The sequence below is a fragment of the Chryseobacterium sp. MYb328 genome (assembly GCF_037572595.1).
In the GTDB taxonomy this organism is placed as follows: Bacteria; Bacteroidota; Bacteroidia; order Flavobacteriales; family Weeksellaceae; genus Chryseobacterium; species Chryseobacterium pennae.
Window position 1 is genome coordinate 283,669 of record NZ_JBBGZQ010000004.1, and the last position, 19,225, is coordinate 302,893.

Genomic DNA, 19,225 nt, shown 5'->3' on the forward strand with positions numbered 1-19,225 from the left:
GAAAGGGTACCAATGAACTATACAGTACAACAAATTGCAAAGATCACCAATGCAGAGGTTATTGGAGACAAGAATTTAGTGGTTAAAAATATAGCATATGACAGCAGGATTATTTACTCAATTAAGAATACTGCGTTCATTGCGATCAACACGCATAAAAATTCTGGTGAAAAGTTCATTGAAGCTGCTATAGACAGAGGTATTAATATTATTATTTCTGAACATCAATATCCACAGTTTGAAAATATAACGTGGATTATTGTTAAAAATTCTGTAGATTTTCTTCAACAATTAGCAAAGTATCACTTCGAAAATTCTCATTTACGATCTATCGGAATTACCGGAAGTAATGGAAAAACCATTTTAAAGGAATGGCTATATCAATGTTTATGGAATGAATTCCCTACTGTAAAAAGTCCAAAGAGTTTTAATTCTCAAATAGGACTTCCCCTTTCTCTTCTTCAGATTAACGATTCTCATCAGCTGGGAATTTTTGAAGTAGGGATTTCCCACCCGAATGAAATGGAAAAGCTCGAAAATATTTTCCATCCTCAGATCGGATTATTAACGCATATCGGAAATGCTCATGCAGCCAACTTTTCTTCCGAAGAAGAACTGATTGATGAAAAGATTAAACTTTTCAAAGATTCTGAAATCATCATTTATAATGGTGACCATTCTTTGGTAGATCAGAAAATCAAAAAATTATATTCAGATAAAAAATTAATCTCTTACGGATTGAAAGAAACTAATGATGTCTTCATCAAAAACAATATTTCCAAAGATGAAAACATCCTTGTTGAATATTTTGGGGAAGAAATCAGTTTTCCGGCTCATCAGAGAGACGAAGCTACGTTAACCAATGCTACAGCGCTTATCGCTGTCCTTAAGGTGTTACAGGTCGAAAATAAAAAGATCATTGAAAAAATCAACCTTTTAAAGGCCATCGAAATGAGGCTTGAAGCGATTGAAGGAAATAAGGGCAATATTGTCATCAACGATTCTTTTAACCTTGACCTCGATTCTTTGAAAACTGCTCTTCAATTTTTGAAAGAATACAATAAGCCGAAAAAATCTTTAGTCCTAACAGATATCGTAGGGGTAAATGCCAATTCTAAGGAGTTGTATGAAGAAGTTTCCGAATTGGTGAATGAACAGTATTTTGATTCTGTATTCCTGATTGGTGATGAAATATCAAAGTTCAGTGAATTATTTAAATCTAAAACATTTACTTTCATCGATACCAAAGAACTGATCGAAAGCAAACATCTTTCTGAAATCGAAAACCAGATTATTCTTCTCAAAGGAGCCAGAAAATTTGAAATCGAAAAATTAAAAGATATTCTTGAGCTCAGAAAACATGATACGGTTTTAGAAGTTAATCTGAATGCTATTCTTCATAATATCAATTACCACAAATCACTATTAAAGCCAGGCACAAAAATGATGGCTATGGTAAAAGCCAATGCTTATGGCTTGGGGAGTTATGAAATTTCAGAATTCCTACAACATCACCACATTGATTATTTAGGAGTAGCGTATGTTGATGAAGGCGTTGAACTTCGTAAAAAAGGAATTACCACTCCTATCATCGTGATGAATCCTGAACAACACAGTTACCAAACCATCATAGAGTATAACCTGGAACCTGAAATTTATAGTTTCAGAGTTTTGGAATTATTCTATGAAGCGGTTCAAAAATCGGGATATGATAAGAAATATCCTATTCATATTAAACTGGAAACAGGAATGCACCGTCTTGGTTTTAAAGATTTTGAACTGGATCAGCTGAGCGAAACTTTAAGTGAGAAAAATCTTAAAGTTCAAAGTATGTTCAGCCATCTATCTTCTTCCGACATGCCGGAAGAGAAAGAATTTACTTTCAAACAACTGGATATTTTTGAAAAAAACTCAAGTTTCTTAACGGAAAAACTAGGCTATTCTCCTCTCAGACATATTTTAAATTCTTCCGGAATAACCAGCTATACAGATCACCAACATGATATGGTAAGGATCGGTATTGGCATGCTGGGAGAATCACCGGATACTGAAATACAGAAACAATTACAGTCTGTGGTAAGTTTTAAAACCGTAATTTCACAGATATCAATGGTTGAAAACGGAGAGTCTGTAGGATACAGCAGAAAATTTAAGCCAGATCATCTGACAAAGATTGCTACCATCCCAGTTGGATATGCAGATGGTATTCCAAGATTGATCGGAAATCAGGTAGGAAGCCTTGGAGTGAATAAAATACTAGCTCCAATTGTTGGAAATATCTGCATGGATATGATGATGATTAACGTGGAAAACATTCCAAATGTAAAGGAAGGCGATATGGTAACCGTCTTTAATGCAAAACCAAGTTTAAAAGAATTCGCAGGATACTGCAAAACGATAACCTATGAAGTATTAACATCCATTTCGCCCCGGGTGAAACGGATCTATATAAAAGATTAACTATGAGAAAACTCCTGATTCTTCTTTTCATATTCCCATTGCTATGGATCCAATCTCAGGTAAAAAAAGACCTGGTGATTCCGAAGAACCCCAAAATAGGACTGTCGCTTGCCGGTGGTGGTGCCAAGGGTTTCTCACATGTAGGAGTACTTAAAGTATTAGATTCATTAGGAGTAAAAGTGGATTATATTGCCGGAACCAGTATGGGCGCTATTGTTGGCGGACTCTACGCTTCCGGATATTCCGGTAAAGAAATAGAAAAAATCGTAATGGATACGGATTTCTATTCTTTAATTATGGATCCGAAATCCAGAAAAGAAACCAGCTTTTTCAACAAATCTGTTGACAAATATCTTTTATCTATTCCATTAAAAAACGGGAAAATTACACTTCCCTCTTCCATCAGTACAGGACAAAGAAATGTTTATCTTCTAAAGGAACTTTTTAAAAATGTTTCCAATATTGAAGACTTTTCTAAAATGCCCATTCCTTTCTTATGCGTTGCCACCAACCTTGAAAGCGGGAATATGCAGATCTTTGAAAAAGGAGATCTGGTACAGTCTATTATGGCCAGTTCAGCTTTTCCATCTTTAATGGATCCTGTTAAAATAGGTGACAGTATCTATATTGACGGAGCAATGACGGTAAATTACCCTTCAAAGCCATTAAAGGACAGAGGAATTGATATCGTTATTGGTGTGGACCTTAACCAGGATCTATCCAAAAGAGAGGATTTAAACAATATTATATCCATTCTGAACCAGGTCATTGATTTCGGAATCAAAAAAGATACAAGAAAACAATATAAATATACCGATATTAATATTAAACCTGACCTCAAAGGAATGTCTGCAACAAGCTATGATGACAAGAAAAAAATTCTTGACAGCGGTTATGTGGAAGGTTTAAAATACTCTCAGATTCTGGATCAGCTGCCTAAACGTCAGTTCGACCGTCTCAGACAAAGCGTAAATCCGATATATTCTAATGTATATAAGATAGACAGCATTTCTATAGAAGGAAGCAAAATATATGGTAAAAACTATACTCTGGGGAAAATGGGACTGCGTCTCCCCTCTTTGCAAACCTATGGAAACATTAATAAAATGGTTGATAAACTAGTTGCTACCAACAACTATAAATTCATCAACTACGATATCGTTCAGGAGAATGATGCCAATTATTTAAAGCTTTATGTTACCGAAGATGAAGCCCGCCATTTCTTAAAATTTGGATTACATTATGATGAAGTTTTTAAAACAGGTCTTCTTCTGAACTATTCAGCAAAGAGACTTTTATTTAAAAACTCTAATCTTTCTGTGGATGTAGTGGTAGGTGATAAATTAAGATACTATCTGAATTATTTTATTGATAACGGATATATTCCCGGATTTGGTATTTACTCTTCCGGAATGAGTTTTGACCTTAAAAATGCTGATAATAATATTATCGACAAATGGGAATGGATGAGAAACGAAGCCTATATACAGTCTGTATGGAAGGATAAATACGCTATTGGTGGTGGTATTAGCCACGATTACTTTAAGGCTGAAATTAATGGCGACAACAGACGTTATGCCCGCTTTTTAAATCCTTATGTATTTCTGAAGACTGATACGCAGGATGACAAGGAGTTTGCAACCAAAGGAATATATTTTGCCGCCGAAGGAAAGGTCATAGACCTTTTAAAATCGGAAGTAGAAAAACGAATTGTTCAGATAAAGGCAGATTTAAAGATCAATATTCCTTTAGGAAAACAATTTACTTATCGTCTTAATTTATTTGGCGGAATCACTCTTGGAGAACATCTTCCACCCTATTATCAATACAGATTGGGAGGAATTTTTGAGCAGAATATTATTAACTTCAAACGTTTTGGAGGGTTTTATTTTGCCCAGTTACACACTAATAATGTGATATTGGCTTCCAATGACCTTCAATTCAGGTTCAATAAAAACTATTTTATCAGCGGAAACTTTAGCTTTGCCAATCTTTCCAATGACATTAAATTCGAAGATGCAGTTAAAGTAAATTATAGCTCACTTGGAATTACGGCTGGGTACAAATCTCCTTTCGGGCAGATAAAAGTAAACTTCAGCCACTCACTTAAAAACAATCAAAAAGGCATATTCAGTGTTATTTTAGGACACTGGTTTTAATACAATGATACAATTCTTTTACGAAAATTTACCGGAGTCGGTAGATACAGATTACAAACAATGGCTGGAAGATCTGATTCTTTCAGAAGGAAAAAAACTAGGAGAAATCAGCTATATTTTCTGCGATGATGAATATCTTCTGAAGATTAATCAGGATTATTTACAGCATGATTATTATACCGATATCATCACTTTTGATTATGTAAAAGGCAAGACAATAAGCGCTGAGATTTTCGTATCTTTGCAACGCATTTCTGATAACGCTTCTACCCTTTCCCGAGATTATGAAGATGAATTAAGAAGAGTTTTAGCCCATGGAATTTTACATCTTATAGGCTATAAAGACAAGACAGAAGAAGAGGAAAAAGAGATGCGAAGAATGGAAGATTTGTACTTAAGCAAGTATAGGAATTCAAAGAATTAAATTAAATAATACTTTAAGTCCGTTATCTAAAGTACTCAATTCTAGCAGTAATATAAGTTTACCTAGAGTGCATTCTTCAAAAATGTTTCACGTGAAACATTGATAGTTAAAGATAAGGTTTAAGCTTAAACAAGCAAGATAAAAATGATTTCAGAAATATATGATGTGATCGTAGTAGGTGCAGGACACGCAGGATGTGAAGCAGCAGCAGCAGCAGCCAACCTGGGTTCAAAAACACTATTGGTTACAATGAATATGCAGACCATCGGACAGATGAGTTGCAACCCGGCAATGGGTGGAATCGCAAAAGGACAAATCGTAAGAGAGATTGACGCGATGGGTGGATACTCCGGAATCGTAGCAGACAAATCGGCCATCCAATTTAAAATGCTGAATCTTTCAAAAGGTCCTGCCATGTGGTCCCCAAGAACCCAAAATGACAGAATGCTTTTTGCCGAAGAATGGCGACTGGCTTTAGAGAATACTCCCAATCTTGATTTCTTTCAGGATATGGTGAAACAACTGATTGTTGAAAATAATAAAGTAACCGGAGTTGTTACTTCTTTAGGAATTGAGATTAAAGCAAAATCCGTAGTTCTTACCAACGGAACTTTTCTTAACGGATTAATTCATGTTGGCGATAAACAATTAGGTGGTGGAAGAATGGGTGAACCAAGAGCATTTGGTATCACCGAACAATTAGTCACTTTAGGTTTTGAAGCTGGAAGAATGAAAACCGGAACTCCACCAAGAGTTGACGGAAGAAGTTTGGATTATTCAAAAATGGAAGAACAGAAGGGAGACGAAAATCCTCAAAAGTTCAGCTATCTTGATACACCGAAATTGACAAAACAATTAAGTTGTCATATTGTATACACCAACGAAATAGTACATGATATCCTAAGAGAAGGTTTTGACAGAAGTCCAATGTTCAATGGTACGATTCAAAGTTTAGGTCCAAGATACTGTCCAAGTATTGAAGATAAAATTAATCGTTTTGCAGAAAGAAACAGACATCAGCTTTTCGTAGAACCGGAAGGATGGAAAACTGTTGAGATCTACGTAAACGGATTTAGTTCTTCTCTTCCGGAAGATGTACAGATCAAAGCTATGAAACATATTCCAGGATTTGAAAATGTAAAAGTTTTCCGTCCGGGATATGCTATTGAATATGACTACTTCCCTCCTACCCAATTGAAGCATACCTTAGAAACAAAATTGATTGACAATTTATATTTCGCGGGACAGATCAATGGAACAACCGGATATGAAGAAGCAGCAGGACAAGGTCTGATTGCAGGAATCAATGCTCATAATAAAGTTCACGAAAAAGGAGACTTTATTCTGAACAGAGATGAAGCCTATATCGGAGTACTGATTGATGACCTGATTACAAAAGGAACTGAAGAGCCATACAGAATGTTTACTTCACGCGCTGAGTACAGACTTTTATTAAGACAGGATAACGCAGATATCAGATTAACTGAGAAAGCATACAACCTTGGATTAGCAAAAGAAGACAGATTAAGAAAAGTAGAATCCAAAATAACTGATAGTCAGCAACTTGAAGAGTTTTTACGCGAAACCTCTTTAAAACCAGGTATCATTAACCCTATTCTTGAATCTATAGAAAGTAATCCTGTAGATCAGGCTTACAGAGCTGCCCAGTTTCTTACAAGACCTAACATTACTTTAGAAAAACTTGATGAAATTGATTTCATTAAAGAAGTTTCTTCTCAATATAATAACGAAGTAAGAGAACAGGCTGAGATCAATATTAAATACAAAGGATATATTGAAAAAGAAAAGGAAAACGTAGCGAAGCTAAACCGTCTGGAAAACATTAAAATTCCCGAGGACTTTGATTACACTAACCTTTCGAGCCTTTCTGCAGAAGCAAAACAGAAGATGTCTAATGTAAGACCTAAGACTATTGCACAGGCAGGCAGGATAAGTGGTGTTTCTCCGGCTGACATTAACGTTTTACTAGTGTATTTAGGACGTTAAAAATAAAATGTTTCACGTGAAACATTTCTTACAATAAAAACAAAAATTAAGGTATTTATAAGCTTAGACACTTATGAGTATCTTAATTTTTTAAATATAACAGATTTCGACTTCAATGAAAATAAAAGATCATTTTCTTTCACAGGAAATATTTGAAATAAAAGAAACAGAAACCAAGGGAGTTTATAAAACCTCCCCTATTCCATCCAATATTTCCAGATACTACGAAAGCGAAGATTACATTTCCCATCACCAGGATTCCGGAAGCCTGAAAGAAAAATTGTATAAGTTTCTTCAGTCTTTTAATCTGCAATACAAGAAAAATATTCTTGTTGACAGAATTAAAAAAGGTTCAAAAGTATTAGACTATGGATGTGGTGCCGGAGAATTTGTAAAGTATATAGAAAATGATTTTGAAACTTTCGGTTTTGAACCCGATGCAGATGCAAGAAAAGCAGCTCAGGCTAAAATTACAAAAGCAACAATCCTGGATGATATTCAAAAAATTGAAGGCAAAAGCTTAGATGCAATTACATTATGGCATGTATTTGAGCATGTAGAGAACCAGGATGAAATGCTAAATATTTTTCATTCGAAATTAAAAGATAAAGGCCTCCTTATTATTGCCGTGCCCAACCCTACTTCTTACGATGCAAAACATTATAAAGAATATTGGGCCGCCTATGATGTACCAAGACACATCTATCATTTTTCTAAAACAGGAATGGAAAATCTGATTTCTAAAAAAACGGATTGGAAAATGAGAAAGATCAAACCTTTGGTTCTTGATTCCTATTACATCTCTATGTTGAGCGAAAAATATAAAAAATCTCCTCTATTCTGGCTAAAAGCAACCTTCTACGGAACAATTTCGAACATAAAAGCCCTTTTTTCGAACGAATTTTCAAGTTTGATATATATTATCGAAAAAAGATAGAAAATCGATTTTTAAGCCGTTTACGAAAGCCAATTTTCAGTATTCTGAGCTAAAAAACCTAAAAACTCAGGGAACTTCTTCTCTGAGTTTTTTATTTTTTTAAAACAACCTAGAATATAATTTCAGTTGTGTTAAAAAAAATTCTAGCTAACAATCTTTTTAAACTCCCCTACTCCATTTCTAATAAAATTTATTTTTAAAAATAAATCTCATCAAAATACCATAAGATTCCTAAAACCTCTAAAGCTTGGAAAAAAGCACTAAATCAAATTCAAAAAGAGGAAAATTGGATTTAAAATTATAAATTCTCACAAAAACATATCATTTAACCGTTTGTTTTAAATTTACACACAAATACTCAAGAAATAATAGTTTTTCGATTTTTCAATCATTTCTGAAGGTCAATTTTCAGCATATTATCAGAAAAATATTTTCAAAATACTAAGAGATAAAATTTAGAGCTTTCCTGCAACCACAAATAATTTTTCAATATTGAAAAATTAAAACATACTAACCTACCTCTCTAAAAAATTTATCGTTAATAAAAAAGAAGAAATCAAAAATCCCGGTAAAGAAAAAATAACCACGAGCAAAACAGATTTTGATTTTATAACAAAATCATGACACGGGAAATTCAAAAAAACAAAAAACCTTAAAAAACGTCTAGAAGTAAAACCTCAATACAGACCTAATATCATTGTTTTTAATATATAGTATGATTAAAAATCAATCAGTAAAAAGTTTAATTTCTGATTTACAGGTAATTAAATTATACAAATAATTATAAGATGACTGAAAAATTGTTTCAAATGAAAATCAATTAAAAAATGGGTTAAAAAGACATAGTAAATTAATAATTAAATTAGTTTAATAATTGATAAACAATTAATTAAAACTAATAACATCAAACACAAAATAATATTGAATAAAAAAATCGGATATGATCCGGTCTTCTATATTATAAATTAACAATCAGGGTACTAACTAAATTTGGGTTTCCAGAGAAAGTATCTGAAGTCATATTATCAACTTTAAATTTAATGTCTGCAGTACCCCCAGCTCCAAAAGTATGGGCATTAAAGAAAAGTTCAGGGAAAGGATATGTAGGTTGAATTGTATACATCCCTCCTACCCTTTTATGGCTATTTGAAACCACCGGACTTACCAAAACTGAAGCTTCTCCATTAATGCTAGGTACAGGAGTACTTACAAGTGATAAAACGTATTTAGCTTTATTGGATGGATCTGCTAAAAATACAGAAGAAGGTGTAAACTCAACTTTTGGCTGATTGGAAATATAAATATTATCTTTTATAGTCGTGGATTGAATAATATCACTATTAATTTCAATTAAATTTTCAAGATTGTCTGAAGCCAAGGCAGTAGTATTACCTGAGATTAAACAATAATTAAGTTTTTTTGCATTCACAGTAAGAATTTTTGAAGAAGCCGAAAAACTATTCCTTGAAATATTAATAAATGAAAAATCTACATATTGATTATAAGGTTTATCAGCTAAAGTTAAAATCACCCCTACAGAATGTCCAATAAAATGATTATCACAAATAACTAAAGATTCTGTTTCACAAGAGATACCTATAGCATATCGGGTTGCAATTGTACTATGTTCAATATTATAGAGTATATGTGAAACATTATTTTTCACAGTAATTCTCTCACATTTTCCAAGTTTATTTTCAATGATTAGTAAAGATTGCCAACCATTATACAATAATGTTTTGCCTTCAACATGTCTATGTTTAACATTATTTGAAGTAATAAAAACATCAGAAGTAATACAATTCTCTGTTCCCCAAACATATACAGCACCAGCTGTTACTTCAGCAATATTATCAGAAATTGTAATATTAGAAATAGGTCCTTTTTCAGTTTCGTTCCCGACTATAAAATTCATTCTCAAATAATTATAAATTTTATTATTCGAAAATGAAGCATTACTTCCATGGATTTCGCAAGCACATCCAACCAATCTCATCTGTTCATTTCCAATAAAAGTATTATTGTGTACAATTAAAAAATTAGAATTACCATAGATTGTAGAGTGATCATAGTTGGATTCTTCATGACTTTTAGTTAAATCCTCAAAAATACAGTTTTGGATAGCAAACTTATTACCATTTTGTGCCCAACCAGTTCCGATACAGTTACTTAAATCTCCATTAACCCAGTGTAATCCGTCAATAAGAACATTTGTACAATTACCTCCTTCAAATCCTAGTCTTCGAATCATCCTATCACGATCCTTTCCTCTAATTTGCGATACATCACCACTAAAATCAATTGTCCCCTTACCTTTAAGAGTAATATTAAATATAGGCTTTAAATTATCAACACTTTCATGATTAAACCCAGAAAATAAAACAAAGTTTTTATCATCAAAATAATCTCCAAGTTTAATGACACTATATTCCTCAAATTCAATATCTAAATTGGATTTAAGCTCTAATACATTACTATAATCCTCCTTAAATTTATTGTTATCAGTATAGGAATTAACTAAGAAAATTCCATTAGGAAAGACTAGTTTGAGTCTAAGAACAGAACAAATATTAAAAGCTTTTTGAATTGAAGCTCTCTGATCGACAAGCATATCAGATTTCACACCAAAACTCGTAACATATACTTTTCTTGAGGAAAACATCACCGTATTAACATAATAATCGTTTCCTCTGGAGCGATAGATGATTTCGTCTTCAAGAACTCTAGCATCATTAGCCATTAGAAACTCACCATCAACCCAAGTTACTATTTTTTTAAAAACAACAATTTCATTAGTAAAGCTATCAATTAGCTGTACAAGATCATCATTGGGAGCAGTATTTCCTACAGCGAAAAATTCATTTGTATACATCATAATATTATAATTTAGTACTGCAAATGTATTCTCCGTTAACGCCAAAACTTGACGTAATAAATTATAAAATTCAAACCAAATGATCTATAATCCGTAGACAAAATAATGTGATTAAATACTGCCAAATTATCTATTTTATCAAGATAGATAACCTAAATTTTCCCTTTATTTAACGGTATAAAAACGTAACTCACAGTAAATCAAAATACCTAAAAACAATATAACCTTAAGTTATATCTAAAAGTTATAAAACCCTTAGTCAATTCAGGATTTCTCAATGAAAATTGAAGCACAAAAAAGCCTGCTAATAATATTAGCAAGCTTCAAAATATTGAATTTTCCTCTTTATTAATTGTTGATAGCAGCTACTCCAGGAAGCTCAAGTCCTTCAAGACTTTCAAGCATTGCTCCACCACCTGTGGAAACATAGCTTACTTTATCAGCATATCCGAATTGCTTAACGAATGCAACACTGTCACCACCTCCTACTAAAGAGAAAGCTCCCAATCTTGTTGCTTCAGCAATGCTCTCTCCAAGAGCAACAGTTCCGCCAGCAAAGTTTGACATTTCAAAAACTCCAATCGGACCATTCCAAAGAATAGTTCTAGAATTTAATAATACATCATTGAACTGATCTCTTGATTTGTGACCAGCATCCAATCCCATCCATCCTTCAGGAATAGCATAGATATCTACTTCTTTTCTTTCAACATCATTACTGAAACTTTCAGCGATGATAGCATCAGACGGAAGATATACTTTTACCTTATGTTCTTTAGCTTTTGCTAAAATTTCCAGAGCCAGAGGAAGCTTATCATCTTCAACCAATGAGTTTCCGATTTTTCCTCCCAATGCTTTTATAAATGTGAAAGCCATTCCACCTCCGATGATCAGATTATCTATTGCAGGAAGAATGTTTTCTATAATGGTAATCTTAGTTGAAACTTTAGATCCGCCCAAAATTGCAGTAATTGGTTTCTCGCCACTTTTCAAAACTTTATCGATGGCCTGAAGTTCTTTAGCCATCAATAAACCGAAAAATTTAGTTGATGAAAAGAATTTTGCGATTACTGCGGTAGAAGCATGGGCTCTGTGTGCAGTTCCGAAAGCATCGTTTACGTAAGCATCCCCCAGTTTCGAAAGTTTCTCAGCAAAACCTTCATCACCTTTTTCTTCTTCATTGTGAAAACGAACATTCTCTAGCAATAAAATTTCTCCCGGCTTCAGATCAGCAGCAGCCTGTTCAGCTTTCTCACCGATGCATTCATCAACAAACTTTACTTCCTGTCCAAGAACACCGGATACTTCACCAATAATATTTTTTAAAGAAAACTCATCTTTCACTTCCCCTTTTGGTCTCCCAAGGTGTGTCATTAAAATAACAGAACCGCCATCCTTAAGAATTTTTTCAACGGTAGGTTTCACCGCAACAATTCTGGTATTGTCAGTCACATTCAACTGGTCATCCTGTGGAACATTGAAGTCAACTCTTACAAGAGCTTTCTTATCTTTAAAATTGAAGTCGTTAATTGTTTTCATTTTTATATTTGATTTATTTTTTTTCAAATTTCATGCAATCCCCTTTTTGGACCTGGTTACATTTCGACAAATTCCGGCAGGGACAATTCCATAATTTTTATTGATTTTTCGTTTCACAAATGTAAGGTTTTAAACTTTTTCAACAGATTGATGGAAATAAAAGTTTTCAAAAACTTTCCCCGAAGACAATCACCCATTAATCAACATTTCTTCTCTCTTTAAAAGAAAAAATAAAGTTGTTGTTGTTATGTATTGTTAGTAACGGGGATAAGTTTTAGGCATAAAGTTGATAATACTCAACTGGTACGCAATTCATAAATAACTCACAATATAAATCTCTGTAAACCTGCATATTCACACACTTATTCACAATTGTTGATAACTTTGCCAACAAAGCATTATTAGTTATTTTATTATGGAAAAACCTGGGGATAGCTTGAGAAAAGATCTGGAAAGTTGTGTGAAAAACTTTTGGATGAATTTTCTATTACGAAATAAATTCTTGTTTGAAAATAGAAAGTTGAAAAAAGTTTTCCACAGTTATTAACATACCTTTTCACAATTAACTCACGCTTTACTAACACGAATTGTTATTATTCTTACCTTTGTAAGGAAATAAAATCTAAAAAAGCTTAATAAGAGTATTATGAAAAGAAAAATTGCTATCGCAGCGGACCATGCAGGCTATGAATATAAGGAGATTGTTAAGAACTATCTTTCAGAAAAGTTTGAGGTTCAGGATTTTGGAACGTTTTCCACAAACAGTGTGGATTATCCGGACTTTGTACACCCTGCTGCAACCTCTGTGGAAAACGGAGAAAATGAGTTGGGAATTTTGATTTGTGGAAGCGGAAATGGGGTTCAGATCACTGCGAACAAACATCAGAAAATTAGATGTGCACTTTGCTGGATGCCGGAGATTGCAACACTGGCGAGATTGCACAATGATGCCAATATGATTTCTATGCCGGCAAGATTTATATCAAAAGAATTGGCGATTGAAATTGTAGACAAATTTCTTTCTACAGACTTCGAAGGGGGAAGACACCAGAACAGAGTTGATAAAATTGCTGTTTGCTAAATATACTGAGGCCTGTAATTTGATTGCAGGCCTTATTTATTTTTTATTTGTACATTTGCAGTGTTCAATAGAAACTAGATTCTATACTTCTCCTGAACCTTTGTAATATTTAAAAGATATTTTATAGAAGGTTTTTCTCTTTTCTTCTCCAGATTTGTATTAAATTTATACAAAACTAAAGCTTCCGTTATAAAGTAGATTTAGAAAAATAAGATTAAATTAAACATTAAGGTTTGATGAAAATAAAAGGATCTGCAGTATTATTTTTTATGGTCAGTTGTTTCCATGCCCAAGAGATTAAGGATCATACTGAATTTAAAAAATGCAAAAAAGAATTCAGTAAAAAGATCTGCCTTTCTGATAAGGATAAAGATGGAGTTCGATTCTATATGGATCAGTGTCCTGAGGTATCAGGATCAGAAGATAATAATGGATGTCCTTGGCCGGATACAGACGGTGATGGAGTTTTAGATAAAGATGATGCCTGTCCTACTGTAGCCGGTCCCACAGAAAATAATGGATGTCCCTGGCCAGATACAGATGGTGACGGAATTTTAGATAAGGATGATAATTGTCCTACAACACCTGGGGCTCCAGAAAATAATGGCTGTAAGATTATTCCTACTCCGAAAAGGTATACCGAGGAAGAGTTGCAAAAAATAGAAAGTGATTTTTTAGCTCATAATAAGAATATTAATTATCATGCATTAGCAGATTTTATTTTCAAAAAAATAGAGGGAAAGAATCTAAAAAGTAAAGTGCTTTATGTTTCTATGTATAGAAAATTTGAAGCGGGTTGTGGGATGGACAGAACTGATCATTCTGCAGGGAATATGGTACAGCAATTGATATTTCAATCATTCTGGGATGAGAGAAACTTTAAGAAGTTTGCCAACCTTTTTCCTGATAAAATGATTCTTCCAATAGGAAGACCCCGTATTTTTGATTATGAAAGTATAGAAAATATAATAGGTCTCAAAGGAGTACCTAAATTAGAAACGAAATATGGAATGGTGTATAATGCAAAAGGAAAATTTGCAGAAATACCGGATTCCAATGAAAAAATGATTCCGGACAGTGATAAAATGGATCTTTTTGTATATGTTGAAGACAATAAGGTTACCATTTCTCTCAATAAAAAAGATTTTTATTTTAGATGTAAAAGCTCAAAAATAGAAGAGATCACAGAGTCGGAATATAACAATTAAAAAAAATTAAAATGCCAAAAAAAGGAAAATATATAAGTCATAAAAATGATTTGAAACTGATGGAGATCGGAAGATTAATCCTTCGTTTCATGAATGCAAATGCATCAAAAATTTATAATTATAAGCAGATTGCTGACGGAATAGATTATAAAAACCCAAGACAAAGGGAACTTGTGATTCAGGCACTGCATAAACTTCAGGGATCTGAAAAGATTAAAGAAGTAGAAAAAGGAAAGTATATTGTGAACCTGAAAATTGCAGGAACATTAACCGGAATTATCGATTTTAACCAAAGCGGAAATGCTTACGTTAATGTAGAAGGATTAGAAGATGATGTCTTCGTTCATGCTAAAAATGTAAAGGATGCTTTGCAGGGAGATAAGGTTCTTATTATAACTTATCATTATAAAGGAAAGAAATTGGAGGGGTCTGTTTTGGAAGTTTTAGAAAGAAACAGAACGGAGTTTGTGGGGACTTTTCAGAAGGTGACCCACAAAGATTTTGGATTTGTGGTTTGTGATAAAAAATCAATCAATACAGATATCTTTATCCCGAAAGCAAAATTCAATAATGCTGAGGATGGCGATAAGGTAATCGTAAAGATGACAGAATGGAGACCTGGTGATAAAAATCCTGAAGGAGAAATTATACAGGTATTAGGTGCTCCGGGGGAACATGAAACAGAGATCCACTCTATTCTTGCGGAATATGGTTTACCTTATGAGTTTCCACAGGAAGTGGAACTGGATGCGGATAAAATAGACAGAAGCATTACTGATGAAGAAGTGGCAAAACGTTGGGATATGCGTAATATCTGCACATTTACCATAGACCCTAAGGATGCAAAAGACTTTGATGATGCCTTATCTATCAGAAAACTGGAAAACGGAAACTGGGAAATCGGAGTTCACATTGCTGATGTATCTCACTATGTAGTTCCGGGAACCATTCTGGATGATGAAGCATATCAGAGAGCAACTTCAGTTTATTTGGTAGACAGAGTTGTACCAATGCTTCCGGAAGTGCTAAGTAATGATGTATGCTCGCTTCGCCCGAATGAAGATAAATATACCTTTTCAGCAGTTTTTGAACTGAACGATCAGGCAGAAATCCAAAAACAGTGGTTTGGAAGAACAGTGATTCATTCGGACAGAAGATTTACCTATGAAGAGGCTCAGGAACGTATTGAATCCGGTCAGGGAGATCTGGCTGAAGAGATCAATGTTCTTGACAGGCTGGCTAAGATCATGCGTAATGACCGTATCAAAAATGGTGCGATTACATTTGACAGAAGTGAGGTAAGATTCAATCTGGATGAAAATAATCAGCCAGTTGGAGTTTATTTTAAAATCAGTAAAGACTCCAATCACCTGATCGAAGAATTCATGCTTTTAGCCAACAAAAAAGTATCTGAGTTTATCTCTTTAACAAGAAAAGGAGAAATCACCAATAATACATTTATCTACAGGGTTCACGATGATCCGGATCCTGCTAAGCTGGAATCATTAAGAGATTTTGTTTCCACATTTGGATATAAGATGGATCTGGCCAATACCAAAAAGGTTGCAGAATCTTTGAATAAACTTCTTCATGATGTAAAAGGAAAGGGAGAAGAAAATATGATTGAAACATTGGCCATGAGAAGTATGAGTAAGGCAGTATATTCTACAGAACCTATCGGACATTATGGTCTTGGGTTTTCATATTATAGCCACTTCACCTCTCCTATCCGCCGTTATCCGGATTTGATTGCTCACCGTCTTCTTCAGCATTATCTGGATGGAGGAAAATCTCCAAGCAAACAGGAGCTGGAAGAAAAATCCAAGCACTGCAGTTCAATGGAAAGATTAGCTGCTGATGCAGAAAGAGATTCTATCAAATATATGCAAGTGAAATTCATGGAAAAACATCTTGGTGAAACATTCACAGGAGTTATTTCCGGAGTGGCTGAATTCGGATTCTGGGTAGAAATTCCTGAAAACGGAGCTGAAGGTCTTATCAAATTAAGAGATTTAGTAGATGATTCTTATACTTATGATGCAAAAACCCATGCAGTATATGGAGTAAGACACGGAAATAAATACCAGCTGGGAGATCAGGTTCAGATCAAAGTAGTAAAAGCGAACCTGATTCAAAAACAATTGGACTTTAAGATTGTTTAATACAATCAATAATCAAAAAATAACAAAACAAAGGGGTTGTTCCAAAGCAGGAATGACCTCTTTATTTTTTATGGCTGTTAAGTAGTGAAAATATCTTCTTTTTTCATTTTCCTTTAAGTACTTCCCTCTCCTAGTTTCCTGCTTCTTTCCACGAAAATCCTATCCCAATCTGAGACGAAAATAAAGTTGATATATCACATCTTTATTGAATAATTAAATCATAAAGTATAACTTTGTATAAAACGGAATGAAATATTTTTCATTTTAAAATTTATTAAATGCTTGAACTTGTATTATCTGCCATTATTTTAGGATTCATGTTGAGTCTGGTTTTTATAGGGCCTATATTTTTCCTGTTAATTGAAACCAGTTTCTCCAGAGGCCCAAAGCATGCCTTATCATTGGATCTGGGCGTAATTACTGCAGATTTATTGTGTATTGTAGCAGCTTATTATGCCAGTGCGGATATTGTTACTTTAATTGATAAACACCCTGGTTTTTACAGGATCACTTCCATTCTTATTTTTATTTATGGAATTGTCATGCTGGTAACGAAGACCAAAATGCATATGCCTGGTGAAGAGAAGATCATTAGTCAAAATTATATTAAAACCTTTTTCAATGGTTTTTTCTTTAATCTTCTCAATGTTGGAGTCATTCTTTTCTGGCTGGTAACGGTAATTTCCGTAAGGAATCAATATCCGGACACCAGCAGTTTTATTTTATATATAAGCATTGTAATAGGAACTTATCTGGGCATTGACCTTGCCAAGATATTTCTGGCTAAGCAGTTTCACGATAAACTCACCCAAAAACTGGCCAACAGGATCAGAAGAGTTGTAGGAGTGATTCTTATTGTTTTCAGTTTCTTTATCTTCCTGCAGAGCTTTAAAAAGTTTAATCAGTTTGACAGACAACTGGAAGAAGCCGAGAAAAAAGAAGTAAAATATCAAAAGACAAAATGAAAAAAATTATCTTTCCAAAAGCTCTTAAAAAAGGAGCCAAAATAGCTGTTATTTCTCCTGCAGGAGCTGTAGATGCTTCTCAACTTAAAAAGGGGATAGAATTAATAAAAAGTAAAGGATTTGAACCTGTTTTAGGCGAACATCTTTATACCAAATTTTCAAACGGATACAATTATGCCGGAACAGAAAAGGAAAGAATAAAAGATATCAACTGGGCTTTAAACGATAAAGAGATTGGTGCAGTCTGGGCCTCAAGAGGAGGTTACGGATGCCAGCACCTGATCCAGCATCTGAAACTGAAAAATTTCACAGAAAATCCGAAATGGTATATCGGATATTCAGATAATACCGTTATACAAAGCTATCTGTTGAAAAAAGGCTTTGCTTCCATTCATGGGCAGACCATTAAAACATCCAGTTTTGGGGTGACCGATGAAAGTTATAATCTGATTTTCGATATTTTAAAAGGGAAAACACCAAAATATAGCCTAAAATCCCACCCATTAAATAAAAAAGGTAATATTGAAGGAGAATTGATCGGAGGTAATTTAGCCCTTATCTATGCCCTTCTGGGAACCAAATATTCTTTTGACTTTAAAGATAAAATATTATTCATAGAAGATATTGGTGAAAATTTCTACGCGCTTGATCGTATGATGATGAGTCTGGAACTGGCAGGAGTTTTCAATAAGATTAAAGGTCTTATCGTAGGTGGAATGACCAATATGGGCGATGAAAAAGACAATAAAGAGTATGAATCCAGTTTTGACGGATTTGCTTATAAAATGATCTCTGAAAGAATCTCAAAATATAAATTTCCTACTGTATTTGGTTTTCCCAACGGACATATCAAGGACAACAGACCACTGTTAATTGGTGGAACGGTTAAGGTAAAAATTGATGCTAAAGTAAAGATCGAATTTTAAGCTACTACTCCACTTTTATATCTTAAAATATAGAAAATGGCTGACCACAATGACTTCGGAAAAATCGCAGAAGATCTGGCTGCCGGTTATCTTCAGAAAAGCGGTTATAAAATCCTGGCCAGAAACTTCAGGTTTCAAAAAGCTGAAATAGATATCATTGCTGAAAAGGATGAATTAATCATTATTGTTGAAGTAAAAGCAAGATCTACAGATGCTTTTATACTGCCTCAGGAAGCCGTAACCAAAACAAAGATCAGATCCATTGTCTTGGCAGCAAATCATTATCTGGAAGAATTGAATAAAGAAAATGAAGTAAGGTTTGATATCATTTCCGTTCTTCCTGATGAACATAGAAATTTAACGATTGATCATATTGCCGATGCTTTTCAGGCATTTGACGCGAATTGATGTAATCCTAAAGTATAATAAATAATGTATCATTTTAGTAAGAGATCAGTGTAACAATAAATATCATACATTGG

Annotated in this window: 12 protein-coding genes and 1 pseudogene; 11 read left to right on the forward strand and 2 right to left on the reverse strand. The window is 33.8% G+C overall.

Annotation, left to right across the window (positions count from 1 at the left end; genetic code table 11):
* Positions 1 to 12 precede the first annotated feature (12 nt).
* From WH267_RS06815 to WH267_RS06835, 5 genes are all read left to right on the forward strand, one after another.
* On the forward strand, positions 13 to 2,460 hold the full coding sequence (locus WH267_RS06815) for a bifunctional UDP-N-acetylmuramoyl-tripeptide:D-alanyl-D-alanine ligase/alanine racemase (protein ID WP_123320243.1): 2,448 nt from the start codon (positions 13 to 15) through the stop codon (positions 2,458 to 2,460).
* Between the two features lie 2 nt (positions 2,461 to 2,462).
* On the forward strand, positions 2,463 to 4,619 hold the full coding sequence (locus WH267_RS06820; RefSeq protein WP_115973124.1) for a patatin-like phospholipase family protein: 2,157 nt from the start codon (positions 2,463 to 2,465) through the stop codon (positions 4,617 to 4,619).
* Positions 4,620 to 4,623: 4 nt separating this feature from the next.
* Entirely contained in the window at positions 4,624 to 5,043 is a 420-nt protein-coding gene (ybeY, locus tag WH267_RS06825; RefSeq protein ID WP_115973125.1) for an rRNA maturation RNase YbeY, read from the forward strand.
* A 144-nt stretch (positions 5,044 to 5,187) separates the two neighbouring features.
* Entirely contained in the window at positions 5,188 to 7,050 is a 1,863-nt protein-coding gene (gene mnmG / locus WH267_RS06830; RefSeq protein WP_123320242.1) for a tRNA uridine-5-carboxymethylaminomethyl(34) synthesis enzyme MnmG, read from the forward strand.
* Between the two features lie 115 nt (positions 7,051 to 7,165).
* Entirely contained in the window at positions 7,166 to 7,987 is an 822-nt protein-coding gene (locus tag WH267_RS06835; RefSeq protein ID WP_340006790.1) for a class I SAM-dependent methyltransferase, read from the forward strand.
* 958 nt (positions 7,988 to 8,945) lie between these two features.
* Here the strand turns inward: WH267_RS06835 and WH267_RS06840 are convergent.
* Both WH267_RS06840 and WH267_RS06845 read right to left on the reverse strand, forming a co-directional pair.
* A complete protein-coding gene (locus WH267_RS06840) occupies positions 8,946 to 10,862 on the reverse strand; it encodes a hypothetical protein (RefSeq protein WP_340006792.1) in 1,917 nt (638 codons plus the stop codon).
* A 348-nt stretch (positions 10,863 to 11,210) separates the two neighbouring features.
* Positions 11,211 to 12,401, reverse strand: a complete 1,191-nt coding sequence (locus WH267_RS06845; protein ID WP_115973129.1) for a phosphoglycerate kinase — start codon at positions 12,399 to 12,401, stop codon at positions 11,211 to 11,213.
* 646 nt (positions 12,402 to 13,047) lie between these two features.
* Here WH267_RS06845 and rpiB point away from each other — a divergent pair.
* The 6 genes and pseudogenes from rpiB (at position 13,048) to WH267_RS06875 (ending at position 19,151) form a co-directional block, all read left to right on the forward strand.
* Positions 13,048 to 13,482: a ribose 5-phosphate isomerase B gene (gene rpiB, locus WH267_RS06850; RefSeq protein ID WP_106917797.1), complete on the forward strand. Its 435-nt coding sequence runs from the start codon at positions 13,048 to 13,050 to the stop codon at positions 13,480 to 13,482.
* Positions 13,483 to 13,841: 359 nt separating this feature from the next.
* Positions 13,842 to 14,171 (forward strand): annotated as a pseudogene (locus tag WH267_RS06855) (thrombospondin type 3 repeat-containing protein); the annotation flags it as partial.
* 530 nt (positions 14,172 to 14,701) lie between these two features.
* Positions 14,702 to 16,852, forward strand: a complete 2,151-nt coding sequence (rnr, locus tag WH267_RS06860; RefSeq protein WP_340006797.1) for a ribonuclease R — start codon at positions 14,702 to 14,704, stop codon at positions 16,850 to 16,852.
* 278 nt (positions 16,853 to 17,130) lie between these two features.
* Complete coding sequence (locus WH267_RS06865) at positions 17,131 to 17,817, forward strand: LysE family translocator (RefSeq protein ID WP_115973132.1); 687 nt, start codon at positions 17,131 to 17,133, stop codon at positions 17,815 to 17,817.
* Positions 17,814 to 18,743 (forward strand): S66 peptidase family protein, encoded by a 930-nt coding sequence (locus WH267_RS06870; protein ID WP_340006799.1) that lies wholly within the window; start codon positions 17,814 to 17,816, stop codon positions 18,741 to 18,743. Before WH267_RS06865 ends, WH267_RS06870 begins: the two co-directional genes overlap by 4 nt.
* Positions 18,744 to 18,779: 36 nt before the next feature.
* The gene (locus WH267_RS06875; protein ID WP_123320236.1) at positions 18,780 to 19,151 is read left to right on the forward strand and encodes a YraN family protein; all 372 of its coding nucleotides are present in this window, start codon (positions 18,780 to 18,782) and stop codon (positions 19,149 to 19,151) included.
* The last annotated feature ends 74 nt before the right edge of the window (positions 19,152 to 19,225 follow it).